Annotated in this window: 11 protein-coding genes and 1 riboswitch; of the genes, 4 read left to right on the forward strand and 7 right to left on the reverse strand. The window is 58.8% G+C overall.

Annotation, left to right across the window (positions count from 1 at the left end; genetic code table 11):
• Positions 1-3: 3 nt before the first annotated feature.
• On the forward strand, positions 4-774 hold the full coding sequence (locus tag M8997_RS02760) for a phosphate/phosphite/phosphonate ABC transporter substrate-binding protein (protein ID WP_250013428.1): 771 nt from the start codon (positions 4-6) through the stop codon (positions 772-774).
• Here the strand turns inward: M8997_RS02760 and M8997_RS02765 are convergent.
• The 5 genes from M8997_RS02765 to M8997_RS02785 all read right to left on the reverse strand — a co-directional run bounded on the left by M8997_RS02765 (position 751) and on the right by M8997_RS02785 (position 8,201).
• Positions 751-3,327 carry an FAD-dependent oxidoreductase gene (locus M8997_RS02765; RefSeq protein ID WP_250013430.1) on the reverse strand — a complete coding sequence of 859 codons (2,577 nt, stop codon included), beginning with the start codon at positions 3,325-3,327 and terminating at the stop codon, positions 751-753. The two genes, M8997_RS02760 and M8997_RS02765, sit on opposite strands and share 24 nt — an antisense overlap.
• 59 nt (positions 3,328-3,386) lie before the next feature.
• Positions 3,387-4,961, reverse strand: coding sequence for a trimethylamine methyltransferase family protein (locus M8997_RS02770; protein ID WP_250013433.1), 1,575 nt, complete (start codon positions 4,959-4,961; stop codon positions 3,387-3,389).
• Between the two features lie 167 nt (positions 4,962-5,128).
• Positions 5,129-6,196, reverse strand: a complete 1,068-nt coding sequence (locus M8997_RS02775; RefSeq protein WP_250013435.1) for a glycine betaine/L-proline ABC transporter ATP-binding protein — start codon at positions 6,194-6,196, stop codon at positions 5,129-5,131.
• Positions 6,189-7,076 (reverse strand): proline/glycine betaine ABC transporter permease, encoded by an 888-nt coding sequence (locus M8997_RS02780; protein WP_250013438.1) that lies wholly within the window; start codon positions 7,074-7,076, stop codon positions 6,189-6,191. Before M8997_RS02780 ends, M8997_RS02775 begins: the two co-directional genes overlap by 8 nt.
• Before the next feature lie 120 nt (positions 7,077-7,196).
• Entirely contained in the window at positions 7,197-8,201 is a 1,005-nt protein-coding gene (locus M8997_RS02785) for an ABC transporter substrate-binding protein (protein WP_250013440.1), read from the reverse strand.
• A 569-nt stretch (positions 8,202-8,770) separates the two neighbouring features.
• On the opposite strand from M8997_RS02785, the gene M8997_RS02790 reads away from it, so the two are divergent.
• Positions 8,771-8,908, forward strand: a complete 138-nt coding sequence (locus M8997_RS02790; RefSeq protein ID WP_250013443.1) for a hypothetical protein — start codon at positions 8,771-8,773, stop codon at positions 8,906-8,908.
• A 297-nt stretch (positions 8,909-9,205) separates the two neighbouring features.
• Here the strand turns inward: M8997_RS02790 and mmsB are convergent, their stop codons facing one another.
• Entirely contained in the window at positions 9,206-10,096 is an 891-nt protein-coding gene (gene mmsB / locus M8997_RS02795; RefSeq protein ID WP_250013445.1) for a 3-hydroxyisobutyrate dehydrogenase, read from the reverse strand.
• 25 nt (positions 10,097-10,121) lie between these two features.
• Positions 10,122-11,282 (reverse strand): isobutyryl-CoA dehydrogenase, encoded by a 1,161-nt coding sequence (locus M8997_RS02800; protein ID WP_250013446.1) that lies wholly within the window; start codon positions 11,280-11,282, stop codon positions 10,122-10,124.
• A 100-nt stretch (positions 11,283-11,382) separates the two neighbouring features.
• Here M8997_RS02800 and M8997_RS02805 point away from each other — a divergent pair, with 100 nt between their 5' ends.
• Complete coding sequence (locus M8997_RS02805) at positions 11,383-12,846, forward strand: cobyric acid synthase (protein ID WP_250013447.1); 1,464 nt, start codon at positions 11,383-11,385, stop codon at positions 12,844-12,846.
• A 43-nt stretch (positions 12,847-12,889) separates the two neighbouring features.
• Positions 12,890-13,125, forward strand: a riboswitch (cobalamin riboswitch).
• 46 nt (positions 13,126-13,171) lie between these two features.
• A complete protein-coding gene (locus M8997_RS02810) occupies positions 13,172-13,351 on the forward strand; it encodes a CbtB domain-containing protein (protein ID WP_250013448.1) in 180 nt (59 codons plus the stop codon).
• Positions 13,352-13,427: the final 76 nt, after the last annotated feature.

A 13,427-nucleotide genomic window follows, 5' to 3' on the forward strand; every position in this document is an offset into this window, starting at 1 on the left:
TACATGATGCCATTCATTGCCGCTTTGCCAATGTATGATTGGCCGGAACGCCGTGCTGAGGTCGACGCGCAGTGGGGTTTGCTGCGTCAGCGGCTGATCGATGCAGGGTTTGACGCGCCGAGCGACCTCGTGCGCCGCAACGGGGATCTTCCGCCTGTGCCTGGCGGTATCATCGGCAAGAATGGCGAGCTTATCGCGCCGGACCCGGCGACATTGCCGCCGCATGAGCTTGATCTTCCGGTACTGTGGAAGCACCCGGCACTATTGTTGGCGCAGACCTGCTGGGGGCCGATGGAACTTGGCCTGAGGGACCACGTCCATGTGGTTGGCCAGGACGATTATTCGGGTATCGAGGGCGGGCAGGGTGCCTTGTATTCCAGCGTACTCGTCATGCGTCGCGGCGACGGCGTCCGTGCCGGTGCGCCTGCGGACGGCAATGCGATGCTGCCTGTCGAGAAAATGCGAGGCAAGCGGCTCGCTTTCAACAGCCGGGATTCCATGTCCGGCTACCTGGCGCTGGAGCGCGATCTTGCTGAAGCCGGGCTTTCGTTCGGCATTTTCTCCGACCTTGTCGAAACTCGCGGACATCGCAGATCGATCGACGCCGTTGCCGAAAATCGCGCCGATCTCGCCGCGATCGACTGCAAATCGTGGGATATTGCATTGAAGTTCACGACGGCGGCGCGCGCCCTGGCACCTGTAGGCTGGACTGCGAGGCGAAAGGGTTTGCCCTTCATCTCCTCGCTGCAGCTACCCGCGGAGCTTTTCGCCTGAAGGATCAAAGGGCGGTTCGACATTGATGCGGGCAGGGCGTCGTTTCCCGAGGATTTCGATCTCGAAGAGCCCGGCGCTTTCGTTTCCTGCAAGCTCGTTCGGCACATAGCCCTGGGCCATGGAATGGCCGACATGATGCGCATAACCGCCCGAGGTAACCCAGCCGACCACGCGCCATTCGCCCTGTACTGCACCGATGTCGCCAATATTCGCAACAGTCTTGCCGCTGCCGTCGAAGCGCGGCGCACCGACGCCGTGGCTGGCCTGAACGATGCCATAATCCTTGGAAACCTTGGCCCAGATCGGCTCATCGCCCATCACATCGGCGGCGTCCGGTCCGGTTGGCACGTCGACGATGAATGATACGCGGCGAAGCTTGCCGTCACCTCCGGCGTCAAACTCTGCCTTTTCCCTCGCTGCCGGCTCCCGTCCGATGAAATCATTCTTGGCCAGCTTGACGAAGCGATCCATCGAGCCTTCATAGGGGCCATAAATCGGCCGCAGCTCGCGATACCAGGTCGGAAAGTTCTTTTCGAGGCGCATCGAGAGCAGGGCGCGCATGCCGAAGTCCACGATGCCATATTCGGCGCCGGCATCCTTGATCGCCTGATAGACAAGACGCTGATAGGCCGGCTCCATCCAGATCTCGTAGCCGAGGTCGCCGGTATAGGAGATCCGGTTGACGCGGCAGGGAGCACCGCCGACAGCCATCTCGCGATAGTCCATGAAGCGGAACTGGCCACCCGAGACATCCTCGTCGACCAGTTTGGCGAGCAGGTCGCGCGATTTCGGCCCGGCAATGCTCAGTCCGACCAGGGTCTGGTCGAAACGGTGGATGCGAACCGAGCCGTCGCGCGGCTGGTGCTTCTGGAACCAGCGCATGTGATAACGCTGGGCGGCGGATGAGCCCCAGATGACGAACCGGTCCTCTGCTGCCTTGGCAATGGTGAAGTCGCCGATGAGTTTTCCATCCTCGTTCAACATGGGTGTCAGCACCAGGCGTCCGATCCTCGGCATGGTGTTCGTCATCAACCGGGACAGGAAGGCTTCGGCGCCGGGACCCGTCACCTCATACTTTGCGAAGTTTGCGATTTCGGTCACGCCGACGCTGCGCCGCGTTGCCCGTACTTCATTGCCGACATGGTCGAAATCGTTGGAGCGGTGGTAGGAAACGATATCGCGCGGTTCAGTGCCCTCTGGTGCGAACCAGAGCGGCGTTTCAAGGCCCCAGGAATCGCCCATGACGGCGTTTTGAGCAATCATCCTGTCATAGAGCGGCGTGGTCTGCTGCGGTCTGCCTGCCGGGAGTTCCTCATTGGGGAAGCGAATGGAGAAGCGTCTGGAGTAATTTTCGCGCACCTTGGCATTCGTATAGCGCAGGGTTGCCCACTCGCCGAAACGGGCGACGTCCATTCCCCATACGTCGAAGCCGGGTTCGCCGTGAACCATCCAGTTGGAGAGCGCCAGGCCAACGCCGCCGCCCTGGCTGAATCCGGCCATCACGGCGCAGGCCGTCCAGTAATTGGTGAGGCCCGGGACGGGGCCGACGAGCGGGTTGCCGTCCGGCGCGAATGTGAAGGGTCCATTGATGATCTGCTTGATGCCGGCCTTTTCGATGCCGGGGAAATGGCGGAACCCGACTTCCAGCGAGGGGGCGATACGATCCAGGTCAGGCGCCAGCAGCTCGTGGCCGAAATCCCAAGGGGTATTGACGGGCGACCATGGCTTTGCCGCTTTCTCATAGGTGCCGAGCAGGACGCCGTTCCGCTCCTGGCGCGTATAGATCTCGCCCTTGAAGTCCATGACACCGATGAGCTCGCGACCGGTCGATTCATTGAATTCGATGACTTCCGGCATGTCTTCGGTCAGGAGATACATGTGTTCCATGGCGAGGACAGGCAGTTCGAGCCCCGCCATACGCCCGACCTCGCGAGCCCAGAGCCCACCGCAATTGACCACGTGCTCGGCCTTCACCGTTCCCTGTTCGGTTACCACGTTCCATGTGCCATCGGCGTCCTGGGTCAGTTCCACCACGCGATTGCGCAGCGAGATGTCGGCGCCGAGCTTGCGTGCCGCCTTGGCATAGGCATGGGTAGTGCCGGAGGGATCGAGGTGGCCTTCGACCGGATCCCACATGGCGCCGACGAAATTGGACTCGTCCATGAGCGGGAACATTGCCCGCGCTTCGGATGGGGTAATGAGCTCGGTGTCCATGCCGAGATAGCGGCCGCGCGCGTGGGCGAGGCGGAGAAAATCCATTCGTTCGGGCGAATCCGCCATCATGACACCGCCGGTCAGGTGCAGGCCACAGGACTGCCCGGACAATTCTTCGATCTCCTTGTAGAGACTGACGGTATAGGCTTGAAGTTTCGCGACGTTCGGATCGCCGTTCAGTGTATGGAACCCGCCGGCCGCATGCCAGGAGGAACCGGATGTGAGTTCGGATCTCTCGATCAGCAATACATCTGTCCACCCGGCGCGGGCGAGATGATACAGCACCGAACATCCGACTACTCCGCCACCGATTACCACTGCTTTAACGTGCGATTTCATTCGCTTGGGCCTCTTTGATGTGAATATGATTCAGGGGGCTGACAGATTGATTCAAGCAATCAGAAATCCGTCGGCGCGCCGCCTTCCGCCTTGCGCCGTGCGACGAAGGCATCGATCTCTTCTTCGATCGCGAGATCGATTGCGGGTTTGGTATAGGTCGCCAGACGCTCTTTCCAGAGGCGGTTGGCGCGCTGGATGGCTGTAGGCGAACCGGCTTCCTGCCATGTCTCGTAGTTCCGCCAGTCGGATATGATGGGCGAATAGAATGCCGTCTTGTAGCGCGACTGCGTATGGGCAGTGCCGAAGAAATGACCGCCTGGGCCGACATCCCGCATGGCGTCCACGCCAAGCGCATCCTGCGACAGGTCCAACGGGGTCAGAAATTCGGCTACCATCTGCAGCAGATCGATATCCAGCATCATCTTCTCGTATGAACAGCAAAGGCCGCCTTCGAGCCAGCCGGCCGAGTGGAGCATGAAGTTTGCTCCGCCCTGAATGGCGCCCCACAGGGAAAACACCGATTCGTAGGCGGCCTGCGCGTCAACCGTATTGGCGGCGCAAACATTAGAGGTGCGGTAGGGGATGCCATAGCGTCTCGCCAATTGTCCGCCGATGAGCTGCGCCTTCATATATTCGGGTGTTCCGAAGGCGGGTGAACCGGATTTCATGTCCACATTGGAGGTAAAGCCGCCATAGCCGACGGGAGCGCCCTTCTTGACCATCTGCGTGAAGGCGATGCCCGCCAATGCCTCGGCATTCTGCTGCACGAGGGCGCCGGCAATGGTAACCGGGGCCATTGCTCCGGCCAGGGTGAACGGGGTGACGATGACGAGCTGGCCATTGCCCGACATCTGGATGATGCCTTCCATCATCGGGATATCGAGCCTCAAGGGTGAATTCGTATTGATGATGGTGTAGCAAGACGGTTCGTCCTGCAATTGTTCGCGGCTTATCCCCCGAGCCAGCCGCGCAATCTCTATTCCATCCTCATTTCGCTCCTTGCCGAGCGAATAGATGTGGAATGCCTTGTCGGTGAGGGTGGCAAGGTCTCTGATACATTCGAGGTGCCGAACCGATGGATGGATGTCGATGGGCTCGACGGGATAGCCGCCGCTCATGTTGATGATATTATGCATCTGGGCGAGCTTGAGGAAATTGCGAAAGTCCGCCTGGTTTCCCGAGCGCCTGCCATTGTCGGTGTCGGAGCAATTTGGCGCAGAACCCATCTGGGCGAAGATGAGATTATTGCCACCGAAGCGCACATTATGCGCCGGGTTGCGCGCGTGCATCGTGAATTCAGAAGGCGCATGGCCGACATGCTCAAGGATCATCTCCGGGTCGAAACGCACGCGCATGCTGCCTGGGACGATATCGGCGCCGGCTTGCTTCATGATTTCGCGCGCGCCGTCGTGGAGGACATCGACACCGATTTCCCGCAGGACCTGCAGGGAAGCATTGTGGATCGATTCCAGTTCGTCGTCGGAAACGATCTTGGTCGGCGTGATCGGAATGCGAAGCTGGCGAAAGGGTGGCTGGTCGAATGGGCCGCTTGCGACATCGCGGGGCCTTGCCCGTCCGCCACGCCTGCCATGTGCCTGTTTTTCGCTATCGGTTCCTGTCGCGGATTCGCTCATTGCCATGCCCTCAATCGCACCTGATGGTGTGGCTTTCACTATCGCCAAGCGACCGCAAAAGATGCGTGGCCTGAACGACGCTCAGCGCGAGGGAAGCGACATGGCGATTGCCGAAACTTGGTGCGACGACGATGCCGGCCGGCGGCCGGAATCGGATACGCGGCGAGCTATTCCGCGGCTGCGCTAAGATGGCTGATCGGGGTCACCATCGCCTGGATAAGGCTGTTCATGCTGATGACGCCGATGCTCTTGCCGGACTCGTCCACCACCGTTGCATATTGCTGGTTGGCGTCGGTCATGGTCTTGGCGGCATCCTCCAAAATCGTACCGGACTTGACCGTTACGCTGCCTAGATCGGGCGGCGTGGCACCGGTCGTTGCTATCGTGTCGACCATGATGACGCGGCCGCGATTCACTTCCTTTACGAAGCTCGAGATATATTCATCGGCAGGCTGAAGGACGATATCCTGTCCTGTTCCCTGCTGAACGATTTCCCCATCACGAAGGATCGCGATGCGGTCGCCGAGGCGCAGTGCCTCGTCAAGGTCGTGGGTGATGAAGACGACCGTCTTCTTGATTTCCTTCTGGAGATCCAGCAGGACCGATTGCATATCCATGCGGATAAGCGGATCGAGCGCCGAAAAGGCCTCGTCCATCAGGAGAATCGGCGCGTCATTGGTCAGCGCTCGTGCGAGGCCGACGCGTTGCTGCATGCCGCCGGAAAGCTGGTTGGGATAATTGTCCTCAAAGCCTTTGAGTCCGACACGTTCGATCCAGCGCCGGGCCTGCTCTTCCTGCTTCGTGCGGGACAATCCCTGTATTTCCAGGCCGTAGACCGTATTATCCAGCACCGTGCGGTGCGGGAGCAGGGCGAACTTCTGGAACACCATGGCGGTCTTGTGCCGCCGGAACTGGCGCAATTCATTCTCGTTCATCTTGCAGACATCATCGCCATCGATAATGACTTCGCCGGCCGTTGGGTCTATCAAACGGTTGATGTGACGGATCAGCGTGGACTTGCCCGAACCGGAAAGCCCCATGACAACCTGAATACAACCAGCTGGCATATCGATGTTGATATCACGCAATCCGAGCACGTGGGCGTGCTTCTCATTGAGCTCAGCTTTCGTCATGCCGTTCTTGACGGCCTCGACATGGGCGGAAGGACGCTGGCCGAAGATCTTGTAGAGATTCTTGATCCTGATGCCAGCGTGCTGTGGTGATGGATTAGCCATGTACGACCTCTTGATGCTTCTGCAGACGCTTGCCATAGGCCTGACTGACGCGGTCAAAAATGATGGCAATGCCTACGATGGCAAGACCGTTGAATAGCCCAAGGGAAAAGAACTGGCCGTTGACGGAGCGCAGAACCGGCTGGCCTAGTCCCTGCACGCCGATCATCGAAGCGATGACCACCATTGCCAGCGCCATCATGATGGTCTGGTTGATGCCGGCCATGATCGTGGGCAGGGCGAGCGGAATCTGGACGTTTTTCAGCCTCTGCCAACTGGAGGAGCCGAAGGCGTCGGCCGCTTCGAGAACGTCCTTGTCGACGAGCCTGATGCCGAGATTGGTCAGGCGTATCATTGGCGGGATCGCGTAGATGACGACCGCGATAAGGCCGGGCACCTTGCCGATACCAAGAAGCATGACGACGGGTATGAGGTAGACGAAGCTCGGCATGGTCTGCATCACATCGAGTATCGGATTGACCAAACGCTGGAAACTGTCCGAGCGAGCCATGATGATGCCGATGGGAATGCCGACGACGATGGACACGACGGTGCCGACAAATATCATCGCGATGGTCTTCATCGCGTCGCTCCACATGTCGAAATAGCCGATGAGGAGGAGGGTGATGATGGTGCCGCCGACGATCTTCCAGTTGCGGCTCGCGAGCCATGCAATCCCCGCTATCAGGACGATCATGATTGGCCACGGCGTCGTGGTCATGAACTTTTCGGCCTGGATCAGGAAATATTGCAGCGGCCGAAAGAATGTTTCGATGACGTCGCCATAACTGCGCGTGAAAGCCTTGAAGCCCTCATCCATCGTCTTTTTCAGATTGCGCAGCGTATCGTCATTCATATTCGGGAATGAGTAGAACCAATCCATTTGTTGGTACCCCCTTCTTCGGCCACAACGCGGCTCGTCATAGCAAATTCATAGCTGAGCGTTGCGGCTCAACTGTCCAAGCTTGCGGGTGCGGCGGAGTCTTGCTCCGCCGCATGCAAATTACTGTACTGCGGCCTTGATTTTCTCGGCAGCTTCCGGCGAAACCCAACTGGCCCAGGTCGCCTCATTGTTCTTGAGGTAGTATTTGGCGCCATCTTCACCGGTGGCCTGATTGTCCACCATCCATGCCAGGAGCTTGTTGGCGTCTTCGGTGGATATCTGCCGCTTCTTCAAATATTCGAAGGCGGGGCCGGCACGATCAGCGAATTTCTTCGTCACGATCGTGTAGATGTCGGCAATGGGCCAGCCGTTCGGCTTGGGATCCGGGCAATCCGCGATGGCATTGCAACGGTTCCATTCCTTCTCGTCCCACGCCACGCCGTTGTCCAGTTTGACCATGGGATATTTTCCGAGGATCGCCGTTGGGCCCCAGTAATAGCCGAGCCATGGTTCCTTGCGCTCATAGGCCTTGGCAATAGAGCCATCGAGGCCGGCGGCAGAACCCGTATCAACCAGCGTGAAGCCGTTCTTCTCGCCTTCATAGGCCTTGAAGAAATTCGTTGTCGTGATCTGGCATGCCCAACCGGAGGGGCAATTGTAGACAGCACCCTTCTTGGGATCTTCCGGCGAGGGGAAGAGCTCCGGATGTTTCATCGCATCAGCGATGGTCTTGATCTCCGGATGTGCGTCCGCAAAATATTTTGGTACCCACCAGCTCTCGGTGCCACCCTCGGTAATTGCGGGCGCTGCATAGACCAGCTTGCCTTCCTTGACGGCTTTCTCGAGCGGCTCACGAACGGCATTGAGCCAGCCTTCCGGTGCGATGTCCGGCTCGCCTTTTTCGATCATGGAGGTGAAGGTTGGAACGGTGTCGCCGGCCACAAGTTCGGCATCGCAGCCATAACCTTCCGACAGAATGATCTTGTCGAGATTGGCGAGAGCTTCAGCCGATTGCCAGTTCATGTTTGCGATCGTCACGGTACCGCAGTCTTCGGCCGCTGATGCCGTTCCGGCATAACCCAGAAGGCCTGTGACCAATATAGTCGAAGCCAATAGCTTCTTCATGATGGTAGTCTCCCACTCTTTGGACAGTTCACCCTTACGCGAATTACTGCTGGTACTGCCTCACCCAGCTTCGCTTGTGCCATTTGGCATTATTATCCCGGCAGAATGCAATGGTTCCACTGAATAAATGCGGTCTAACGCGACAATGCCTGTCGATATAACGACGCCTGTAAAATGACTGAGTGCCAGTACAAGAATGCTCATGTGAACATCGTAACAAAGCAATAGATGAAAGATCAACGCTTTAAGCCATTTTCTTTATCCTGGACGCCCCTCCGATGTCGCGAAGCTGGCTGAAAGCTAGTAATGGCGGGTCCATATCGGCGTCCTCGGAAGGCGATTGCTTGTGGATTACTGGCTTATCTGATAGCGCCATGCTCAAATTCTGCGTCGGTTGATGACGAGTTCCCGTGCCGCAGGCGGTTTTTGCGGCCTCGCGCATAGCTGGTATGCAAAAATGCATGAGCCGGTACCGTAAATGCGACACGTCGTGACGAATTTCCCTGATCAAAGTTTAAGCAAAGAGCGCATTTGGAGTGCAACAACCACTTCGTTTTTAGGGTGCAGAAATGCTCTATATCTTCAATCGCAACAACCGCGTTCACATCGCCTGGAATGCAACTGAAAAGCGCGACATGGCGCGCGCCAATGAGAAGAGCGGTCTGGCTTCCGCGCTCTCCTTCATCTGGACCCGTTCGGCAGGCTGACACCTGCGGAACCAGCCGGAGGTACACGACCGCCGGCAACACCGATCCAGTTCGTTATCTTGGCGGCGCTTACTCGGCGCCGCTTTTTCACGTCTGAACGCAAAAAAACCGCCCCATGCACGGCACAGCGCGGTCTTTTTAAAGCCAGAAGCTTGGTATCCTGCCGTCTAGGAAGCAGGACTCCGGTACGCAGTACCTGATCCGGAGTAGGGGCTTTGCAGCTCCGGATAAAGTTTTACCTGCACATCGTTACCGCAAGGTTATCAGCCGCAGCGGAACTGGCGCTGCAACGTGCAACTAGTCGCGCCGTTCGGCCTGGCGCAGATAATTGACGATGCCCGAGAAATCGGAGCCTTCATTTCCCGCCGCCGCGAAAGCCGCATAGATTTCTTCCGCATGCGCTCCGAGTGGTGTCGCGACATGGACACTGGCGGCTGCCTCCTGGGAAAGCTTGAGGTCTTTCAGCATCAGCGCAGCGGCAAATCCCGGTTTATAGCCGTTGTTGGCAGGAGATGTCGGGACCGGACCCGGTACCGGGCAATAGGTCGTCAGCGACCAGCACTGGCCGGACGATGTGGACGCGACGTCGAAAAGTGCCTGATGGGAGAGGCCGAGCTTCTCTGCCAGGGCGAAAGCCTCGCTGACCCCAATCATGGAAATGCCAAGGATCATGTTGTTGCAGATCTTTGCGGCCTGGCCGTTTCCGGCGTCGCCGCAATGGACGATGCGGGCTCCCATGTTCTTGAGGAGAGGTTCCGCCGCGGCGAAAGCCTCCGGGGCGCCGCCGACCATGAAGGTCAGCGTTCCGGCTGCCGCGCCACCGATGCCGCCCGAAACCGGTGCATCGACCGAGCGCAAGCCGTTTTCGCGGGCGATCTCATGCGCTTTCCGCGCCGAAGCTACGTCAATGGTCGAGGAATCGATGAGGAGGCTGCCTTTCGGGGCGCGCTTGGCGATTGCCTCATAGACGGAAAGCACATGTTTGCCTGCCGGCAGCATGGTTATGATGGCTTCGGCTTCCGCAACAGCATCCTCGGCACTCGCTGCGATGACGACACCATTCGCCTCCGCCGTAGCGAGGTTTTCGGGCATCAGATCGAACCCAAGCACCTTGTGCCCAGCCTTCACCAGATTTGCGGCCATCGGATTGCCCATATGTCCCAATCCGATAAATGCGATTGTCGTCATCGCGCTTTCCTCCCTCGCTGAACAGTCATCGATCGATCATATGCCGTGCGATGATGACACGCATGATCTCGTTCGTGCCTTCGAGTATCTGATGCACGCGCAAGTCGCGAACGATTTTTTCGATTCCGTAGTCGTGCAGATATCCATAGCCGCCATGAATCTGCAGCGCATCATTTGCGATGGCGAAGCCTGCATCGGTAACGAAGCGCTTGGCCATGGCGGACCATTTCGAGGCATCGTGTGCCTTGCGGTCGAGCTTGGCCGCAGCCGTATAGAGCAGCATCCGTGCAGCGGAGATGTCCGTTTCCATATCGGCGAGCTTGAATTGCAACGCCTGGAACTGGTTGATCGCCTTGCCGAATGCCTTGCGTTCGGCGGCGTAGGCGAGGGCCTTGTCGAGCGCCGATTGTGCGCCGCCGAGCGAACAGGCGGCGATGTTGAGCCGGCCGCCGTCGAGCCCACCCATGGCGATGCGGAAGCCTTCGCCTTCCTCGCCTATCCTGTTTCGGACAGGCACCCGGCAATCGTCAAAAGTCACCGTGCGCGTCGATTGGGCGTTCCACCCCATCTTGTGTTCATTGGCTCCAAAGGAGAGGCCAGGCGCATCCTTTGGTATGATGAATGCCGATATGCCTTTCGCGCCTTCGCCACCGGTTCGCACCATCGTCACATAGAGATCGCTGTCGCCCGCGCCGGAAATGAACTGCTTGGCGCCGTTCAGAACATATTCGTCGCCTTGCCTGACCGCCGTGGTCTTCAAGGCGGCTGCATCCGATCCTGAGCCGGGCTCCGTGAGGCAATAGCTGGCCAATTGCTCCATGGCCGTCAGGCCCGGTACATATTGCCGCCGCTGGTCCTCGTCTCCGAAGCGGTCGATCATCCACGTCGCCATGTTGTGGATGGATATGAAGGCCGAAAACGCCGGACAGGCGGCAGCGAGCGCCTCGAAGATCAGCACGGCGTCGAGACGCGCCAGGCCCGATCCGCCGACATCCTCGCGCACATAGATGCCGCCCATGCCGAGCGGTCCCGTCTCCTTGATGATCTCGATCGGAAAATGCCTGTCCCGATCCCAGGCGAGCGCGTTCGGAGCGACCCTGTCGGCGGCAAACGACCTTGCCATATCCTGAATTGCAATCTGATCTTCGTTCAGTTCGAACTGAACCGGCGCGACGTCTGCGTCCATTGTTTCCTCCAACCCACGACCCACTCTATCCAAAGTGTCGATGCGCGCAACGGCCTGCATGGGGCTAGGAAGAGAAAGACATATCCGCTACTCAGAGCCCATGACACGCGCAATCATGTTACAGGGAACAGGCTCGGACGTTGGCAAATCGGTACTGGTAGCCGGTTTGTGCCGCCTGGCACGCAATCGCGGCTTGAAGGTTCGGCCATTCAAGCCGCAGAACATGTCGAACAATGCAGCGGTCAGCGATGACGGCGGCGAAATCGGGCGCGCGCAATGGCTGCAGGCGCTGGCCTGCGGCGTTCCCTCGTCCGTGCACATGAATCCTGTACTCCTGAAACCGCAATCGGAAACCGGCAGCCAGGTCGTCGTCCACGGCAAGGTGAGGGGCAGCGCTCGCGGCAAGGACTACCAGACCTTCAAATCCACCCTGATGGAAGCCGTCATGGAATCATGGGGCAGGGTCGGGGAGGGCGCCGACCTGGTTATAGTCGAAGGGGCGGGATCGCCGGCCGAGATCAACCTGCGGGCGGGAGACATCGCCAATATGGGCTTTGCAACGCGCGCCGGTGTTCCGGTGGTGCTCGTCGGCGATATCGACCGTGGCGGTGTCATCGCGTCCATCGTCGGTACACACACCATTTTGCCGCAAGAGGATCGCGGCATGATCGCCGGCTATATCATAAACAAGTTTCGCGGCGACGTATCGCTGTTCGACGAAGGGTTGAAATCGATCACCGATTTTACCGGCTGGCGTTCCTTCGGCGTTGTTCCATGGCTCAAGGATGCGGCGCGCCTGCCGGCGGAGGATTCGGTCGTGCTGGAGCGGCTGACCCGAAGTGCCGGCCCCGCGCTGAGAATCGCCGTGCTGGTGCTCGACCGGATCGCGAATTTCGACGATCTTGATCCACTCGGCAGCGAGCCGGCCGTCGACCTCAATTGGGTGCACCGAGGCGAGCGGATACCGGCCGATGCCGGCCTTGTCATCATTCCGGGCTCCAAATCCACCATCGGCGATCTTCAGCAGTTGAAAGCGAATGGCTGGGATCAGGATCTTCATCTCCATCGCCGGCGGGGAGGCACGATTGTCGGCATTTGTGGCGGCTACCAGATGCTTGGGCGCAGCATATCCGACCCTGACGGCATCGAGGGACCTGCGCGAGAGGTCGATGGTCTTGGTTTTCTCGACGTCACGACCATCATGGAGCCTGAAAAGACCGTGCGCAATGTGACGGCGCATTCGCTGCATTTCGACTTGCCGTTGGAGGGATATGAAATCCATCTCGGCAGGACTGCCGGGCCCGATTGCACCCGGCCTGCGACGCGTATCAATGGGATCGATGATGGAGCGACTTCCGCTGACGGCAAGGTTTTCGGAACCTATCTCCATGGATTGTTCGGCGCCGACGATTTCAGGACGCAGTTTCTGCGTTCGATGGGAGTAGTGGCGGAACCGTCGAATTACAAGGCAGGCGTGGAACTCGCCCTTGACGCCATCGCCGCGCAACTCGAGCAGGTTCTGGACATCGATGCGCTCCTTTCCGTCAGTTCGATCTCCCGGTGAAGGCCATGGCGGATTTGTTTTGACATTTCGCGCGCTTGGTGACTAACGTTCGGGATTGATTGGTTCCCGCTTGGCCAAAGGCTTAGGGATCAAAAGGGAATACGACGACCGTACCCATCAGGGCGGTCCAACCGTAGCCGACCCCGCGACTGTAGAGCGGATAGGATCATGCCATCGCTGCGAGCCGAAGCGCTTGCAGCAGCCACTGGGAAACCGGGAAGGAGGCAAGGATCTTATGACCCGCGAGCCAGGAGACCTGCCAGTCAAAGGGCAATAATGCCCAGAACCGAAGGATTGTCCCTTCTGGCCCTGCACGGAGGTTGTTATGGCTGCCACTTCTACTTCGAATACGATTTCCATACCGCTTGCTTCGCGTATGGCGACCGCTGTCGTCTCGCTGCTGCTCGGTGTCTTCATCATTTATGGCGTCGGCATGGCCCATTCCGACATGCTGCACGATACCGCGCATGATACGCGCCATTCCTACGGTTTTCCCTGCCACTGAGCCGAAGCTGAATCTGATTCTTTAGCGCGCTTGATTGCCGAAAAACCTGCGGTTTTGACCGATATCGTTGCGGTAT

It is taken from the genome of Phyllobacterium sp. 21LDTY02-6, assembly GCF_023554255.2.
GTDB lineage: Bacteria > Pseudomonadota > Alphaproteobacteria > Rhizobiales > Rhizobiaceae > Phyllobacterium.